Origin of the sequence: Lentzea sp. NEAU-D7, assembly GCF_026242055.1 — a bacterium.
Classification (GTDB): domain Bacteria; phylum Actinomycetota; class Actinomycetes; order Mycobacteriales; family Pseudonocardiaceae; genus Lentzea.
Window position 1 is genome coordinate 190,362 of sequence record NZ_JAPJDL010000009.1, and the last position, 15,637, is coordinate 205,998.

Annotated in this window: 15 protein-coding genes; 4 read left to right on the plus strand and 11 right to left on the minus strand. The window is 70.2% G+C overall.

All coding sequences use genetic code 11. The annotated features are described in order from the left end of the window. Positions 1-101: 101 nt before the first annotated feature. From ORI60_RS20160 to ORI60_RS20185, 6 genes are all read right to left on the minus strand, one after another. Positions 102-1,379 carry a M20 family metallopeptidase gene (locus ORI60_RS20160; RefSeq protein WP_266039192.1) on the minus strand — a complete coding sequence of 426 codons (1,278 nt, stop codon included), beginning with the start codon at positions 1,377-1,379 and terminating at the stop codon, positions 102-104. Next, positions 1,376-2,548, minus strand: a complete 1,173-nt coding sequence (locus ORI60_RS20165; RefSeq protein ID WP_266039193.1) for a M20 family metallopeptidase — start codon at positions 2,546-2,548, stop codon at positions 1,376-1,378. The genes ORI60_RS20160 and ORI60_RS20165 overlap by 4 nt, the downstream gene beginning before the upstream one ends. 204 nt (positions 2,549-2,752) lie before the next feature. Continuing rightward, positions 2,753-3,046: a hypothetical protein gene (locus ORI60_RS20170; protein WP_266039194.1), complete on the minus strand. Its 294-nt coding sequence runs from the start codon at positions 3,044-3,046 to the stop codon at positions 2,753-2,755. 56 nt (positions 3,047-3,102) lie between these two features. Further along, on the minus strand, positions 3,103-4,095 hold the full coding sequence (gene meaB, locus ORI60_RS20175; RefSeq protein WP_266039196.1) for a methylmalonyl Co-A mutase-associated GTPase MeaB: 993 nt from the start codon (positions 4,093-4,095) through the stop codon (positions 3,103-3,105). Beyond that, positions 4,088-6,223 carry a methylmalonyl-CoA mutase gene (scpA, locus tag ORI60_RS20180; RefSeq protein WP_266039197.1) on the minus strand — a complete coding sequence of 712 codons (2,136 nt, stop codon included), beginning with the start codon at positions 6,221-6,223 and terminating at the stop codon, positions 4,088-4,090. The genes meaB and scpA overlap by 8 nt, the downstream gene beginning before the upstream one ends. Further along, positions 6,220-8,286 carry a methylmalonyl-CoA mutase family protein gene (locus tag ORI60_RS20185; RefSeq protein ID WP_266039199.1) on the minus strand — a complete coding sequence of 689 codons (2,067 nt, stop codon included), beginning with the start codon at positions 8,284-8,286 and terminating at the stop codon, positions 6,220-6,222. The genes scpA and ORI60_RS20185 overlap by 4 nt, the downstream gene beginning before the upstream one ends. A 90-nt stretch (positions 8,287-8,376) precedes the next feature. Between ORI60_RS20185 and ORI60_RS20190 the strand changes: the two genes are divergently transcribed. From ORI60_RS20190 to ORI60_RS20200, 3 genes are read left to right on the plus strand one after another with little or no spacing between them, the layout of a single operon-like run. Further along, entirely contained in the window at positions 8,377-10,014 is a 1,638-nt protein-coding gene (locus ORI60_RS20190) for a serine/threonine-protein kinase (RefSeq protein WP_266039200.1), read from the plus strand. Positions 10,015-10,023: 9 nt separating this feature from the next. Beyond that, positions 10,024-10,815, plus strand: a complete 792-nt coding sequence (locus ORI60_RS20195) for a purine-nucleoside phosphorylase (protein ID WP_266039203.1) — start codon at positions 10,024-10,026, stop codon at positions 10,813-10,815. Further along, positions 10,812-12,413 carry a phospho-sugar mutase gene (locus ORI60_RS20200; RefSeq protein WP_266039205.1) on the plus strand — a complete coding sequence of 534 codons (1,602 nt, stop codon included), beginning with the start codon at positions 10,812-10,814 and terminating at the stop codon, positions 12,411-12,413. Before ORI60_RS20195 ends, ORI60_RS20200 begins: the two co-directional genes overlap by 4 nt. On the opposite strand, the gene ORI60_RS20205 is transcribed toward ORI60_RS20200, so the two are convergent. Both ORI60_RS20205 and ORI60_RS20210 read right to left on the minus strand, forming a co-directional pair. Continuing rightward, positions 12,406-12,750, minus strand: coding sequence for a hypothetical protein (locus ORI60_RS20205; protein WP_266039208.1), 345 nt, complete (start codon positions 12,748-12,750; stop codon positions 12,406-12,408). The two genes, ORI60_RS20200 and ORI60_RS20205, sit on opposite strands and share 8 nt — an antisense overlap. Positions 12,751-12,771: 21 nt before the next feature. After that, positions 12,772-13,233: a hypothetical protein gene (locus ORI60_RS20210; RefSeq protein WP_266039210.1), complete on the minus strand. Its 462-nt coding sequence runs from the start codon at positions 13,231-13,233 to the stop codon at positions 12,772-12,774. Between the two features lie 103 nt (positions 13,234-13,336). Between ORI60_RS20210 and ORI60_RS20215 the strand changes: the two genes are divergently transcribed. Beyond that, positions 13,337-13,786 (plus strand): flavodoxin family protein, encoded by a 450-nt coding sequence (locus ORI60_RS20215; RefSeq protein WP_266039211.1) that lies wholly within the window; start codon positions 13,337-13,339, stop codon positions 13,784-13,786. Between the two features lie 71 nt (positions 13,787-13,857). Here the strand turns inward: ORI60_RS20215 and ORI60_RS20220 are convergent, their stop codons facing one another. Genes ORI60_RS20220 through ORI60_RS20230 form a run of 3 tightly spaced genes read right to left on the minus strand, consistent with a single transcriptional unit; the run spans position 13,858 to position 15,618 of the window. Further along, positions 13,858-14,772, minus strand: a complete 915-nt coding sequence (locus tag ORI60_RS20220; RefSeq protein ID WP_266039372.1) for an aldo/keto reductase — start codon at positions 14,770-14,772, stop codon at positions 13,858-13,860. 47 nt (positions 14,773-14,819) lie between these two features. After that, positions 14,820-15,197, minus strand: a complete 378-nt coding sequence (locus ORI60_RS20225) for a MerR family transcriptional regulator (protein ID WP_266039213.1) — start codon at positions 15,195-15,197, stop codon at positions 14,820-14,822. A 34-nt stretch (positions 15,198-15,231) separates the two neighbouring features. Next, positions 15,232-15,618 (minus strand): type II toxin-antitoxin system death-on-curing family toxin, encoded by a 387-nt coding sequence (locus ORI60_RS20230; protein WP_266039215.1) that lies wholly within the window; start codon positions 15,616-15,618, stop codon positions 15,232-15,234. Positions 15,619-15,637: the final 19 nt, after the last annotated feature.

Consider the following 15,637-nt stretch of genomic DNA (forward strand, 5'->3'; position numbering starts at 1 on the left):
CCCTCGCCCCCCCCCCCGTTCCCGCCCCCCCCCCTGCGTGGGGCGGGCGGCCACCCCCCCCCCCCCCGCCACAACACAGCTCAAACCGAGAGGGTTCCGCTCTAGGCGAGAGCAGCCAACGCGGTGTGCACCATGACTCGAACCCCGACGAGGAGCGCGCGCTCGTCCAGGTCGAACGTCGGCTGGTGCAGGTCGCGCTGCTTCTCCTGGCCGTTCCACACGCCGAGGCGTGCGAACGAGCCGGGCACGTGTTCCAGGTACCAGCCGAAGTCCTCGCCACCGGAGGACTGCTCGGTGCCCGCGAGCGCGTCGTCACCCAGGGCGGCCTCGATGCCGGCGCGCAGGATCTGGGTGGACTCGCGCTCGTTGACCACCGGCGGCACGCCGCGGCGGTGGTGCAGGTCGAAGCCGACGCCGGTCGGGGCCAGCAGGCCCGTCACCAGGTCCTTGACCAGCGGCTCCAGCTCGGCCCAGATGTCCCGGTCGCCGGTGCGCAGCGTGCCGCGCACCAGGCCGTCCTGGGGCACCGCGTTCGGCGCCTCGCCCGCGTGCACCGCGCCCCACACCAGGACGGTGCCGGAGCGGGGGTCGACGCGGCGCGACAGCATCGTGGGCAGGCCGGTGATGACCGTGCCGAGGGCGTGCACCAGGTCCGCGGTGAGGTGCGGGCGCGAGGTGTGGCCGCCCGGCGAGGACAGCCGCAGCTCCAGCAGGTCGGAGGCCGACGTGATGGCGCCGATCCGCGTGCCGATGCGGCCGACCTGCAGACGCGGGTCGCAGTGCAGGCCGAAGATCCGCTCCACGCCGTCGAGCCCGCCCGCGGCGAGCACGTCGAGCGCACCGCCCGGCATGACCTCCTCCGCCGGCTGGAACACCAGGCGGACGCGGCCCGGCAGCTCCGTCGCCGAGGCGAGGGCCAGCGCCGTGCCGAGCAGGACCGTCGTGTGGGCGTCGTGACCGCACGCGTGCGACACACCGTCCACAGTGGATCCGAACGGCAGGCCGGTGTTCTCGTGCAGCGGCAGGGCGTCCATGTCCGCGCGGAGAGCCACGCAGCGGGGGCCGTGGCCGATGTCGCAGATCAGGCCCGTTCCGCCGGGGAGGATGCGCGGCTTGAGGCCGACCTCGCGCAGCAGCTTCGCCACGAGCTCGGTGGTGTTGTACTCGCGCCGGGACAGTTCGGGGTTGGCGTGGATGTGGCGCCGCCAGGCGACTACGTCGGCGGCGTGCGCCTTCAGCCAATCGTCGAGCCAGGCCGGGCCACGGCCTTCTCCGAGATCATCCACAGGAGACATGCTCACCCCGGTGGGGCCGACAAGCATCTCAGGGGACGTCTTCACAGTTGAGGAACCCGAGGGCCGGGAGTCCAGAACCGTCATGCCGCACCTCCGCGGGCCAGCAGCCGTGCGCGCTGCCGGGAATCGGTGGCTGTCGCGATAGTCGTCCAGGCCATGGCAAGTGCTCCGTCGAGGAGCGCACGGTCGGCCGACGCCGAGGCACAGGCGGTCGCGAACTCTAGTTGGTGGTTCACCGCGTCTCCGCAGTCGATGGCGATGGTCGGGTGGATGGCGGGCAACACTCTGGTGACGTTGCCCATGTCGGTGCTCCCGATCTTCTCCCGCTGTTCCTGTTCTGGCGAGAGCGGTCGTCTGCCCAGCTCGGTGGCCGCACGCCGGTAGGCGTCCGCGAGCCACGGATCGGGAGTCAACTCGGCGTAGATCGGTGAGACCTGCACGACCTCATGGGTGCAGCCGGTCGCGAGCGCACCGGCTGAGAAGCAGTCCCGGATCCGGTTCTCCAGTCGCTGCAGCGATTCCAGGTTCTCCGCCCTCACATCGAACATCGCCGATGCGCGGGCGGGTATTACGTTCGGCACGGTACCGCCGTTGGTGACGATGCCGCTGACCATCTGACCGGGCTCGAAGTGCTGCCGCAGCAGGCTGATCGACATCTGCGCGATCGTCACCGCGTCCGCGGCGTTGACGCCCAGGTGCGGGGCGGCGGCCGCGTGTGACGGCTTGCCCTTGTAGTGCACCTCGAGATCGGTGATCGCGAGCGATTTGGCGGCGCACGACTCGTACGGCGCCGGGTGCACCATCATCGAGAGCGAGACGTCGTCGAACACGCCCCGTTCCAGCATCAGCACCTTGCCGCCGCCGACCTCTTCCGCCGGGGTCCCGATCACCTTCACGGTGACACCCAGCTGGTCAGCGATGTCACGCAGCGCGAGTGCCGTGCCGACGGACGCGGCGGCTATGACGTTGTGCCCGCACGCGTGCCCGACTTCGGGCAGAGCGTCGTACTCGGCACACAGTCCCAGGACGAGCTCGCCGTCGCCGAACGTGGCGACGAACGCGGTGTCGAGGTCCGCCACACCGCGGTCGACCTCGAAACCCTCCCCGACCAGCAAAGAGGTGATCTTCTCGACGCTGCGGTGCTCCTCGAAGGCCAGCTCAGGCTCGGCGTGGATCGAGTGCGACAGGTCCAGCAGCGCGTCCGAGTACCGCTCGACGGTCGAGCGCGTGCTGATCTTCAAGTCGGTACCCATTTGCCACCATCCTGCATCACCACCTGTGGGACGCGGTGCGCTGATGATGATCAACCAGACGGCCGGTCGCAGCGCTGCGCCAAGCGGCGAGCGAGTTTCGGTCTGACCGATCAACGATGACGCAAATGGTCGGGAGACACGCTTAACTTTGACTATTCCGTCCCACCAGGTGGGATGGACCGTCTCACGCCGAGCGGCCCCCGGCTAGCCCTTCTTGGCAGCCCGCTCCTTGCGCCACTTCGCCCACCGCTTCTTGTTGCGGTAGTAGACCAGCACGAACAGCAGAACGGCGATGCCGCCGATCCACAGCTTGCGCTTGGTCTCCTCGCGCGCTTCAGGCGACGGCTCCTGCGGCGCGTTCACGTCGGGAGCCGGATTCACTGTCGTCTGCTGCGCGGCCGGCGCAGGCGCGTTCGCCGCCTCTTGCGCGGACGCCACTCCGGCGATCCCGAGAACGCTCATCAGCGAGAACACGCAGGCCAGCAGCAACCTCGACATGGCCTGAACTGTACCTCGAATACCACGATCGAAGGTCACCCAAACTAGCTAAGCGCTCACCGTGAGTCCGATTGGAACGCCTTCAAAATCTGCTCTGCCGCAAGGGTGGCGGTGAGCTCTCCCAGCCTGACCTTCTCTTCCAGAGAGGGGGCCAGAGAACGCACGGCGGCGCTCTCGCGCACCTGTCGCCACAGTTCGTCGCGGACCATCATCCAGGTCCATTCGACCTGCTGGCGCCGGCGGCGTTCGTCCAGTTCCCCGGCGTCGGTCAGGGTCCTGCGGTGTTCCAGCACTCGGGACCACAACTCGTCGAGACCGGTTCCGGTGAGACCCGAGCACGTGAGCACGGGCGGGTGCCACAGCGCGTCCGGCGGGCGCAGGAGCTTCAGCGCCCCGGCCAGTTCGCGCGCGGCCTTGCGGGCGTCCAGCTCGTGTTCGCCGTCGGCCTTGTTGACCGCGATGACGTCCGCGAGCTCCAGGATGCCCTTCTTGATGCCCTGGAGCTGATCGCCGGTGCGCGCGAGGGTCAGGAACAGCGAGCAGTCCGTCATGTTCGCGACGGCCACCTCGGACTGCCCGACGCCGACCGTCTCGACCAGCACCACGTCGAAGCCCGCGGCCTCGACGAGCACGATCGTCTCGCGGGTGGCCTGCGCGACGCCGCCGAGCGTTCCCGACGTCGGAGAGGGCCGGATGAACGCCTTCTCGTTCACCGACAGCCGCTGCATCCGCGTCTTGTCGCCCAGGATGCTGCCGCCGGTGCGCGTGGAGGACGGGTCGACGGCAAGCACCGCGACGCGGTGCCCCTGCTCGGTCAGCATGGTGCCGAGGGCGTCGATGAACGTCGACTTGCCCACGCCGGGCACGCCCGTGATGCCGACCCGGATCGCGTCGCCCGACTTCGGCAACAGCTCGACCAGCAGCTCCTGGGCCTTGGCCCGGTGGTCCGCGCGCGTCGACTCGACCAGCGTGATCGCCTTGGCGAGCACACCGCGGTTGCCGTCGAGGACGCCCTTGGTGTACTCGGCGACGTCGACCGTCCTAGCCATGGTGCCCGAGCTGGTCCGCGAGCTTCACCAGCAGGTCCTTGGCCGCGTCCGCGATCACGGTGCCGGGCGGGAAGATCGCCGCCGCACCCGCCGCGTACAGCTCGTCGAAGTCCTGCGGCGGGATGACGCCGCCGACGACGATCATGATGTCCTCGCGGCCGAGGTTCGCGAGCTCCTCGCGCAGCGCCGGCACCAGCGTGAGGTGACCGGCGGCGAGCGAGGACACGCCGACGATGTGCACGTCGGCCTCGACGGCCTGGCGCGCGACCTCGTCCGGCGTCTGGAACAGCGGGCCGACGTCGACGTCGAAGCCGAGGTCGGCGAACGCCGTGGCGATGACCTTCTGACCGCGGTCGTGCCCGTCCTGGCCCATCTTCGCGACCAGGATGCGGGGGCGGCGGCCTTCCTCCTCCGCGAACGTCTCGACGACCTCGCGGCAGGCGTCCACGTTGGACACTGAGCCGACCTCCTGCCGGTACACGCCGGAAATGGTTCGGATCTGCGCGCTGTGCCGGCCCCACACCTTGCCCAGCGCCTCGGAGATCTCGCCGACGGTGGCCTTGGCGCGGGCGGCGTTGATCGCCAGCTCCAGCAGGTTGCCCTCACCGCTCGCCGCCCTGGTCAGGGCCTCCAGCGTGCCGTCCACCTCGGACTGGTCGCGTTCTTCCCTGAGCCTGCGGAGCTTGTCGAGCTGCTGGACGCGCACGCCGGCGTTGTCGACCTTGAGGACCTCGATCTTCTCGTCGGTGTCCACCAGGTACTTGTTGACGCCGATGACGGGCTGGCGTCCGGAGTCGATGCGCGCCTGCGTGCGGGCGGCGGCCTCCTCGATGCGCAGCTTCGGGATGCCCTCGTCGATCGCGCGGGCCATGCCGCCGGCCTTCTCGACCTCGGTGATGTGCTCCCAGGCCTTCGCGGCGAGCTCCGCGGTGAGCCGTTCGACGTAGGCGCTGCCGCCCCACGGGTCGATCACGCGCGTCGTGCCGGACTCCTGCTGCAGGAGGAGCTGGGTGTTGCGGGCGATGCGCGCGGAGAAGTCCGTCGGGAGCGCGAGGGCTTCGTCGAGTGCGTTGGTGTGCAACGACTGCGTGTGCCCCTGCGTCGCCGCCATCGCCTCGACGCACGTGCGCGCGACGTTGTTGAACACGTCCTGCGCGGTCAGCGACCAGCCGGAGGTCTGGCAGTGCGTGCGCAGGCTGAGCGACTTCTGGCTCTTCGGCTCGAAGTCGTTGACCAGCTTCGCCCACAGCAGGCGCGCGGCCCGCATCTTGGCGATCTCCATGAAGTAGTTCATGCCGATCGCCCAGAAGAAGCTCAGGCGCGGCGCGAACTTGTCGACGTCCAGCCCCGCCGCCCGGCCTGCGCGGATGTACTCGACGCCGTCCGCGAGCGTGTACGCCAGCTCCAGGTCGGCCGTCGCCCCGGCCTCCTGCATGTGGTAGCCGGAGATCGAGATGGAGTTGTACTTCGGCATGTGCTGGGAGGTGTAGCTGAAGATGTCGGAGATGATCCGCATCGACGCCGCGGGCGGGTAGATGTAGGTGTTGCGGACCATGAACTCCTTGAGGATGTCGTTCTGGATCGTCCCCATGAGCTGTTCCGGCTTCACCCCCTGCTCCTCCGCAGCCACCACGAACAGCGCGAGGATCGGCAGCACCGCGCCGTTCATCGTCATCGACACGGACATCTTGTCGAGCGGGATGCCGTCGAACAGCGTGCGCATGTCGTAGATGGAGTCGATCGCGACACCGGCCATGCCGACGTCACCGGCGACGCGCGGGTGGTCCGAGTCGTAGCCGCGGTGGGTGGCGAGGTCGAAGGCGACGCTCAGCCCCTTCTGCCCGGCCGCGAGGTTGCGGCGGTAGAAGGCGTTCGACTCCTCGGCCGTCGAGAAACCCGCGTACTGGCGCACGGTCCACGGCTGGTTGACGTACATCGTCGGGTACGGGCCGCGCAGGAACGGCGCGATGCCGGGGTACGTCCGCAGGAAGTCGAGACCCTCCACATCGGACGGACCGTAGACCGGCTTGACCGCGATGCCCTCCGGCGTCTCCCACGACGGCAGGTCCGTCTCGTACTTCGCCTGCGGGAGAGGACCGAGGTCGATGTCCGCGAAGTTGGGGATCATCGCTCCACTCCCTTAGCTTCCTTTGCGGCAAGGAACGCGTACGTGTCGTTGAGGATTTCCAGCGCGGGACAGCCCGTGAAGACGAAGCCGTCCACGTCCGCGTCGGTCTTCTTGCCCGCCAGGAGCACCCGCTCGGCACCGGCCTGGCGCAGCGCCTCGACGGTGGCGACGGCCTGCTCGGCGTAGCTCGACTCGCTGCCGCACAGGACGGCGACCCTCGCGCCGGACTCCTCGAACTTCTGCGCCACGTCCTCGGGGGTCCTGGTCGGGCCCGCGTTCGGGGTGGCGAAGCCGCCGGCGTTGAACAGGTTCGCGGCGAAGGTGGCCCTGGCGGTGTGGGCGGCCACCGGGCCGAGGGTGGCCAGGAAGACCTGGGGGCGTTCGGGCTGGGCGTCGGCTAGGTCGCGCAGCTCTTCGAAGGCCTGTGCATAACGGACCCGTGGCAGCCCGAAATTGTCGGACCTGGTTGAGAAGATTGGAGTGGGGGGCGTGTCCCCCCAGGGGGCCTGCGAATCGGAATCGATTCCGGGGGTGTGCTCGGCACCAGAGGCGCGCTCGGCACTAGAGGCGGGCCCGGCTCCAAGCACGGGCTCGGTTCCAACTGCGGGCTCGACACCAGAAGCGAGCCCGGCACCAGAAGCGCGCTCGGCTCCAAGCGCGGGCTCGGTTCCAAGAGCGGGCTCGGTTCCAAGAGCGGGCTCTGCACCAGAAGCGCGCACGACACCAGAGGTGCGCGCGGCACCAGAGGCGGGCTCGGCACCAGAGGCGGGCTCGGCACCAGAGGCGGGCTCGGCACCAGAGGCGGGCTCGGCACCAGGCAGGGGGTCGCGGACCACCGGCTTCTCGCCGAGGTTCGGGAACTCGCTCACCCCCGTGATCGGGTCGCTGCGATCCGCGAGCCGAGCCGACCGGGCAGCCCAGGTGGCGGCGATCCGCGAGGCGACCAACGATCCGGCCGAGTCGATCCCACCGGCCCGCTCGATCTCCTGGAACCAGGCCCAGGCCTCCACGGCGAGGGCGTCCGTCAGCTTCTCGACGTACCAGGAGCCGGCGGCCGGGTCGATCACCTCACCGAGGTGCGACTCCTCCAGCAGCAGGTTCTGCGTGTTGCGGGCGATCCGCCGCGCGAACTCGTCCGGCAGGCCGATGGCCGCGTCGAACGGCTGCACGGTCACCGAGTCGGCTCCGCCGAGGCCCGCGGCCAGCGTGGCGACGGTCGTGCGCAGCATGTTCACCCACGGGTCGCGGCGGGTCATCATCGCCGAGGACGTCACCGCGTGCTGGACCTGCACGGTCTCGACGCCGGACACCTCGGCGACCCGTGCCCACAGCCGGCGCGCGGCCCGCAGCTTGGCGATCGTCATGAACTGGTCGGCCGTCGCGGCGTACCGGAACTCCAGCTGCGCGAAGGCCTCCTCGTCCGTGAAGCCCGCCTCGGTCAGCGCCCGGAGGTACGAGACCGCCAGCGCGAGAGAGGCGCCCAGTTCCTCGGAGTCGGAACCGCCTGCGTCGTGGAACGGCAGCGCGTTCACCACGACGGTCCGCAGGCCCGGGAACTGCGCGCGAGCCTGCTTGATGACGTCGAGGGCCTCACCCGAAGGTGTCAGTGCCAGGTTGCCGCGCACGTCGGCGGCCAGCACCGGCGCCTGGTCGTAGATCCGCAGCATCGCGCGTGCGGCCTCGACGGAACCGTCGAGCACGATCGGCGCGAGATCGAGGTAGACCCCGTCCAGCAGGCGCTCCAGCGACGAGGCCGGCACGGCGAGCCACAGCGAGGTGACGCCGCCCTCCAGGTCGTTCATGAGCGCGACCGGGTCGGGGACGAGGTGGCGCTGGCGGACGTCCCAGCCCTGCTTCACCGGGGCGAGCGCGTACGGCTCCAGGGCGTCGTCGAGGGTGTAGAGCGGCTGGAGCTCGATGCCGTCGTACGTCTTCGTGACCAGCGACTCGAAGCTCGCACCGGTCTTGGAGAGGACAGCGTCGACCAGCTCACGCCATTGCTCCCTCGACGCGGCGGGGAACTCGTTCGGGCGGAATTCGGCGGGCAAGGCCAACTCCATCATGCGTTGCAGTTTTACCGACCGGTACGTGCACGGCTATGTGAGGTTCACCGCCGTTAACGATGCAGTCAGTGTGTCAGGAAGAATCGAGGAGTGGAAAAGGCTGACCTGAAGCGCCTGATCGCGGAGCGGTATCAGTTGCTGCACGTGCTCGGCCAAGGCTCCATGGGCACGGTGTGGGCCGCCCGCGACGAGGTGCTGGGCAGGCAGGTCGCCGTGAAGGGCATCCTGCACACCCCGGGCATGCCGGACGCCGAGGCAGCTCAGCTGCGCGAACGGACCATGCGCGAGGCGCGTGCGGTCGCCGCGCTGTCCCACCCGAACCTCGTGACGCTCTACGACGTCGTCCAGCACGACGGCGACCCGTACGTGGTGATGGAGCTGGTGCCGTCGCGCAGTCTCGGCGAGGTGCTGCAGGAGCAGGGCTGCCTCACCGAGAAGCAGGGCGCGGCGGTGCTGGACGCGGTCGCGGCGGCGCTGGAGTCGGCGCACCGGGCGGGCATCACGCATCGGGACGTGAAGCCCGGCAACGTGCTCATCGCCGACGACGGGCGGGTCAAGCTCACCGACTTCGGCATCGCGCGCAACGTCGCCGAGGCCACCATGACCGCGCGCGGGATCACGCTCGGCACGCCCGCCTACATCGCGCCCGAGGTGGCGCAGGGCGGGGGCGTGTCGGCGGCCGCGGACAGGTGGTCGCTCGGCGCCACGGTGTGGGCCGCGATGGCCGGCGAGCCGCCGTACGTGGGCAAGAACGTCATGCAGACGATCAACGCGGTGATCAACGGCGACGTGCCCGTACCGGCCGGCGCCGGCCGGCTCGCGCCGGTGATCAGCGGGTTGATGCGCAAGGAACCGACCGAACGCCTGTCGCTCGTCGACGTGCGCAAGCAGGTCTACCCGCTGCTGCCGGAGCCCGGCACGGACGCGTTCGAGGTCCGCGCGGCGGTGCAACCGCCCGTCATCGTGCGGCCCAAGCCGAAGATCGAGCCGGACGCACCGCTCGCCGACGACCCGGGCCCGCTGCCGTTCCTCGTCACGAAGCCGCTCGGCCCCCAGCGCCGGCGAGGACGGTTGACCTCGGCGTTGGTGCTGGTCGTGGCCGTGCTGCTGTTCGTGGCGGGTTCCGGCGGCGGCTTCGTGCTGACCAGGCTCGCCGCGGGTGCCCCGCTGCTGCCGCCGACCGAGCAGACCCTGCCGACGCTGCCGACCCTGCCCACGTCGGCGACGCTGCAGCCCCGCACCGCGTCGGCCGTGCTGGCCAACGGTGACCAGGGCGGCAAGTTCGCGCTGCAGGTCGAGCAGAGCTGGACGACCTACGCCGAGCAGCGGTCCGCCGAACAGCGGCTGCCGGCCTCGGCGATGGTGCACTTCGTGTCCGGCAGCGGCGCGTACGAGGTGACGGTCCAGCGGTTCCCCGAGTACTACCCGAAGCGCGACATCAAGACGTACGTCGCCGGGGTGCAGGGGCGCTGGCCCGGCCGGTTCTTCGGTGGCGAGATGGCACCGACGCCGGACCTGGCGGGGCCGCACAGCGAGCCCAGCGTCCAGTTCATCTACCGGACGGTCGAGGGTGACGAGCCCAACGCGCTGCGCAGGACGCACTTCTCCCGCGTGCTGCCGTACGGCACCGACCTGTGGGTGATCGAAGTGGTGGTCCCCACAGAGCAGGAGGACGAGGCGCGCGTACGGCTGTTCGACGCGATCGCCTCGACGTTCGCCCCGGTTTAAGCTCTCGCGGTGACTCCAGAAGAGCTGGCCGGCAAGGCCGCGGAAGAGATCCAGAGCCGCACCGGCAACACGAAGCACGACATCGCCATCGTGCTCGGCTCGGGCTGGCGGCCCGCCGCCGACGTGATCGGCGAGCCGGTCACCGAGATCCCGGTGGGCGAGCTGACGGGCTTCGAGGCGCCGACCGCGCTCGGCCACGGCGGCACCATCCGTTCCGTCGAGGTCGGTGACAAGAAGGTCCTCGTCGTCCTCGGCCGCACCCACGGCTACGAGGGCAAGGGCGTCCAGAAGGTCGTGCACGCCGTGCGCGCCGTCGCCGCCGCGGGCGTGTCCACGGTCGTGCTGACCAACGCCGCGGGTGGCCTGCGCCAGGGCATGGCCGTCGGGCAGCCCGTGCTGATCTCCGACCACCTGAACCTGACGGCGGTGTCGCCGCTGGTCGGCGCTCGGTTCGTCGACCTCACGGACCTGTACTCGCCGCGGCTGCGCAAGGTAGCGCAGGAGATCGACCCGTCGCTGGAGGAGGGCGTGTACGCGGGGCTTCCCGGCCCGCACTTCGAGACGCCCGCCGAGATCCGGATGCTGCGCACGATGGGCGCGGACCTGGTCGGCATGTCGACGGTGCACGAGGCGATCGCCGCGCGTGCCGAGGGCGTCGAGGTGTTCGGCCTGTCGCTGGTCACGAACCTCGCCGCGGGCATCACCGGTGAGCCGCTGAACCACCAGGAGGTGCTGGAGGCCGGTGCCGCCGCGGCCCAGCGCATGGGCACGCTGCTGCGCGAGCTGGTGGACCGGGCATGAGCCTGACGCCGGCACTGCGTGACGCGACGTTCCGGTGGATCGCCGACGACCCGTCCGACGCGACGCGCGCCGAACTGCAGGGCGTGCTGGCGCGGGCGATGGGCGGTGACGCCGCCGCGCTGGAAGACCTCCGGGACCGCATGGCCGGTCCGCTGACGTTCGGCACCGCCGGGCTGCGCGGGCCGGTGCGGGCGGGCACGAACGGCATGAACGTGGCCACGGTCGTCCGCACGACGGCCGGGGTGGCGGCGTGGCTCGGGGCACCCGGTCTGGTGTTCGTCGGGCGCGACGCGCGGCACGGCTCGGAGGAGTTCGCCACCGCCGCGGCCGAGGTGATGGCGGCGGCCGGGTTCGACGTGCGGGTGCTGCCGGGGCCGCTGCCCACGCCGGTGCTGGCGTACCTGGTGCGCGCGCACGGCGCGGTGGCCGGGATCCAGATCACCGCGTCGCACAACCCGCCCGCGGACAACGGCTACAAGCTCTACCTGGCCGGCGGTTCCCAGATCGTGCCACCCTCGGACGGCGAGATCGAGAAGGCGATCGAGGCGGTTCCGGCCGCGGTCTCCGTGCCGCGGAACACCACGTACACGACGGTGCCGGACGCCGACGTCGACGCGTACCTGGAGCGGGTCGCGTCGTTGCCGCGCGGGAACTCCCGTTCGCTGAAGATCGCGCTGACGCCGATGCACGGCGTGGGTGGCGCGTTCGCCGTGGAAGCGTTGCGGCGCGCGGGTTTCACCGACGTGCACGTGGTGCGGTCGCAGGCGGTGCCGGACCCGGACTTCCCGACCGTCGTGTTCCCGAACCCGGAGGAGCCGGGCGCGTCCGACGAGCTGCTCTCCCTCGCGGCGTCGGTGGACGCGGACCTCGCCATCGCGCTGGACCCGGACGCGGACCGGTGCGCGCTGGGCGTCAAGGACGGCGACACGTGGCGGATGCTGCGCGGCGACGAGACGGGCGTGCTGCTCGGCTCGCTCGTGTTGTCGACCACCGAGTCCACGGACCCGCTGGTGGCGACGACGATCGTGTCGTCGTCGCTGCTGAAGTCGATCGCGGCCGCGCACGGTGCCCGGTACGCGGAGACGCTGACGGGCTTCAAGTGGCTGGCGCGCGCGGGCGAGGGCCTGGTGTTCGCCTACGAGGAGGCGCTCGGCAACTGCGTCGACCCCGAGCACGTCGCCGACAAGGACGGCATCTCGGCCGCGGTCGTCGCCGCCGACCTGGCCGCGGGCCTGAAGGCGTCCGGCCGCACGCTGCTGGACGCGCTGGACCAGCTCGCGGTGGACCACGGCCTGCACCTGACCGACCAGGTCTCCCTGCGGTACACCGACGTGAGCCTGATCGGCGCGACGATGGCGCGGCTGCGCGCCGACCCGCCGGCGGACTTCGCGGCCGAGGACCTGCTGCCCGGCGCGGACGTGCTGCGCTGGACGGCGGACGGCGTGCGCGTGATCGTGCGCCCCTCCGGCACCGAGCCGAAGCTCAAGGCGTACCTGGAAGTGGTCCAGCCGGTCACGGACGGACTGGAGTCCGCCCGTGCGTCAGGCCGGGCCCGGCTGGGCGAACTGCGGGAACGGGTGACCGGGCTCGTCAGCTAGCGGATGTCGTCAGCGCGATCGCCAGCGAGATCGCGGCCAGGGCGAAGCTCCCGCCGACCACGAGGTAGGCCCTTCTGGTCGGCGGGGCCACCGCGTTGCGGCGTCCCTCGGTGACCGCCGCGACGGCGATCCGGCCGAAGATGTACGCGATCGTGCAGAGCCCCACGCCAAGCCCGAACAACATCGTGTTGATGTCCCACGGGCTGTGGTCGAACCCCGGCCACACCGACGCGAACAGAGGCCCGATCCCGATCATGCCGATGCTGACGGCGAGGCCGAAACCCCAGGTGATGCGGCGCTGACGAGGACTGGTGTGCATTAGGGCGGTGGTCTTCATGGTCCCTCCTGTGTACACCCTTCAGGACGTGCTTCCGGCTGCGGGGTTCCGTTTGCTCAGCAACAGGAACGCCTGCGGCCCGCCTTCGTCCACACCCCTCTGACGTTGCAGCCGTGCCACTTCGTTGAACCCGGCTTCGGTCGCGTTGGTCACGGTCTCGTCGATGTCGTGCCAGTGGACGTGGAGGTCGACGTCGTGGCCGTACGCGTGAGCGAGATGTCTTTTCCGGTTACCCAGTTTGAAGGCGTGCAACAGGTGCCCGCCGGGCTTGAGGACCCGAAGGTCGACGCCGAACACGTCGAGCCCCAGTTCGTGCAGGTGCTGCGTGATGCGGCCGGTACCGCAGCCGATGTCGCCCACGGGGCCCTCGGTGAGCTCGGCGAACGCGCGCATGATCGCGGCGTCGAGCGGGCGGCCGTCGTGCGCGTCCGGGATGAGCCGGGCGTAGCTGGCGGCGACGACGTCGTAGGAAGCGCGGGTCATGGTCATCCATGTTGCCGTCCGCGAACTGCTTGCGGATGCCCGAGATCGCGCCGCGTGTGAGCCGGACCGACTATGGCCACTTCGAGTGGTACTAAGAGCGGTCATGAGGCTGCTTCTCGTCCACCACACGCCGTCGCCCGCTCTCCAGGCGATGTTCGAGGCCGTGGTCGCCGGCGCGTCCACCCCCGAGATCGAGGGCGTCGAACTCGTGCGCAGGGCCGCGTTGTCCACAACCGCTGTGGATGTTCTGGAGGCCGACGGTTACCTGCTGGGCACGCCCGCGAACCTCGGCTACATGAGCGGGGCGCTGAAGCACTTCTTCGACACCGTCTACTACCCGTGTCTCGACTCCACGCGGGGCCGGCCGTTCGGGCTTTACGTGCACGGCAACAACGACACGACCGGCGCGGTGCGCAGCGTGGAGACCGCCACGATCGGGTTGGGCTGGGAGAAGGCGGCGCAGCACGTGGTCGTCACAGGCGAGCCGTCGAAGGCCGGGCTCGAGGCGTGCTGGGAGCTCGGAGCCACCGTCGCGGCCCAGTTGTCCACATGAATCCCAGGGTTGTCCACAGCCAGTTGTCCCCAACCTGTGGACAACCCTGGGGATGCATTCGAACGTGTGTTCTAGCGGCCGATCGAGCTCATGTCGGGGTACCGGTCCCCCGCCACCGCCGACGCCGGCACAGCTGCCTCGATGGCGGCCAAGTCGGCCTCCGACAGCTCCAGCGAGGCCGCCGCCACGTTCTCCTCCAGGTACTTGATCCGCTTGGTGCCCGGGATCGGCACGACGTCCGAGCCGCGGTGCTGGACCCAGGCCAGCGCGAGCTGACCGGCGGTCACGCCGCGTGCCTCGGCCAGGGCGCGGAGCTCGGCGACCATCTTCAGGTTCGCGTCGAGGTTCTCGCCGGAGAAGCGCGGGTTCGCGGCCCGGAAGTCGCCCTCGCCGAAGTCGGCGGACGACGCGAAGCGGCCGGTCAGCACGCCACGGCCCAGCGGTGAGTACGGCACGAGGCCGATGCCCAGCTCACGGGCGGTGGGCACGATCTCCGCCTCGATGTCGCGCGACCACAGCGACCACTCGCTCTGCAGAGCGGTGATCGGGTGGACGGCGTGGGCGCGGCGCAGCGTCTGGGCACCCGCCTCGGACAGGCCGAGGTAGCGCACCTTGCCCTCGGTGACCAGCTCGGCCATCGCGCCGACCGTCTCCTCGATGGGCGTGTCGGCCGGCACCCGGTGCAGGTAGTACAGGTCGATCACGTCGGTCCCGAGCCTCTTCAGCGAGCCCTCGACCGAGGACCGCACGTACTCGCGGTCGCCGCGCACGCCACGACGTTCGCCGTCGCGGACGATGCCGAACTTCGTGGCCAGCACGACGTCCGAACGGCGGCCCGCGATCGCGCGGCCCACCAGCTCCTCGTTCAGGTGAGGCCCGTACATGTCGGCCGTGTCGAGCAGGGTGACGCCGAGCTCCAGGGCCCGGTGGATCACCGCGATCGACTCCGCCTCGTCGCCGGCGCCGTAGAACTCCGACATTCCCATGCAGCCGAGGCCCTGCGGCCCGACCTGCAACGATCCCAATGAACGGCTCACGCCGTCGCCTCCAAGTCACGCTCGACCACCGCGTAGTGGTCGATCTTGTAGTCGAGCACTTCCAGGCACGTCTGCAGCTCCGCGATGCGGGCGCGGACGTCGTTGCGGTGCTCGACGAGGATCTGCTTGCGGCGGCCTGCCGTCAGGTCGCCGCGGTGCCTGAGCTGCGCGAACTCGCGCATCATCCGAATCGGCATGCCGGTCGTGCGCAGGCGCGTCACGAAAGCCAGCCAGCCGAGGTCGTCCTCCGAGTAGCTGCGGCGGCCGCCCGAGTCCCGCGCGGGCGGGTCGACGAGCCCGATTCGTTCGTAGTAGCGCAAGGTGTCGATGGACAACCCACTGCGCTGCGCGGCTTGGGCTATCGAGTAACTCACGGACTCGACGCTATGACCTGGAGTGCACTCTAGGTCAAGCGGAATCCTTCGAGATGCCCCACGCTTCGAGGTGGCCGGCCATCTCCGGCACGTCGATCTTGTCGCGGCCGAGGGAGCGGACGAGGTCGAGCGCGTCGTCCTCGTCGGCGTCGATCCAGTAGCCGTTGATGTCGCACATCGTGACGGCGGCGACCCAGGCGAGCCGCCAGTTGCCCTCGACGAGAGGGCGGGTCCGGACGATCGAGTCGAGCAGGGCGGAGGACTTCAGCCACAGCGTGTCGTAAGCCTCCACGCCGAGCACGGTCGCGCGGGGACGGTAGGCCGCCGTGTCCAGCAGGCCGATGTCCCGGACGAGGAGATCGCCACCGGTCACGGCCGTGGCCAGCACCAACAGGTCCCCGGCGTCGAGGTAGGAGATCACGGCATCCAGTTGATCACAG

Bases quoted from the DNA above. Each gene is read 5' to 3' on its own strand.
- ORI60_RS20215 (WP_266039211.1), top strand. From the start codon at position 13,337: ATGAGGCTGCTTCTCGTCCACCACACGCCGTCGCCCGCTCTCCAGGCG.
- scpA (WP_266039197.1), bottom strand. From the start codon at position 6,223: ATGATCCCCAACTTCGCGGACATCGACCTCGGTCCTCTCCCGCAGGCG.
- ORI60_RS20165 (WP_266039193.1), bottom strand. From the start codon at position 2,548: ATGGGTACCGACTTGAAGATCAGCACGCGCTCGACCGTCGAGCGGTAC.
- ORI60_RS20220 (WP_266039372.1), bottom strand. From the start codon at position 14,772: ATGGGAATGTCGGAGTTCTACGGCGCCGGCGACGAGGCGGAGTCGATC.
- ORI60_RS20170 (WP_266039194.1), bottom strand. From the start codon at position 3,046: ATGTCGAGGTTGCTGCTGGCCTGCGTGTTCTCGCTGATGAGCGTTCTC.
- ORI60_RS20160 (WP_266039192.1), bottom strand. From the start codon at position 1,379: ATGACGGTTCTGGACTCCCGGCCCTCGGGTTCCTCAACTGTGAAGACG.
- ORI60_RS20205 (WP_266039208.1), bottom strand. From the start codon at position 12,750: ATGAAGACCACCGCCCTAATGCACACCAGTCCTCGTCAGCGCCGCATC.
- ORI60_RS20210 (WP_266039210.1), bottom strand. From the start codon at position 13,233: ATGACCCGCGCTTCCTACGACGTCGTCGCCGCCAGCTACGCCCGGCTC.
- ORI60_RS20200 (WP_266039205.1), top strand. From the start codon at position 10,812: ATGAGCCTGACGCCGGCACTGCGTGACGCGACGTTCCGGTGGATCGCC.
- ORI60_RS20185 (WP_266039199.1), bottom strand. From the start codon at position 8,286: ATGATGGAGTTGGCCTTGCCCGCCGAATTCCGCCCGAACGAGTTCCCC.
- meaB (WP_266039196.1), bottom strand. From the start codon at position 4,095: ATGGCTAGGACGGTCGACGTCGCCGAGTACACCAAGGGCGTCCTCGAC.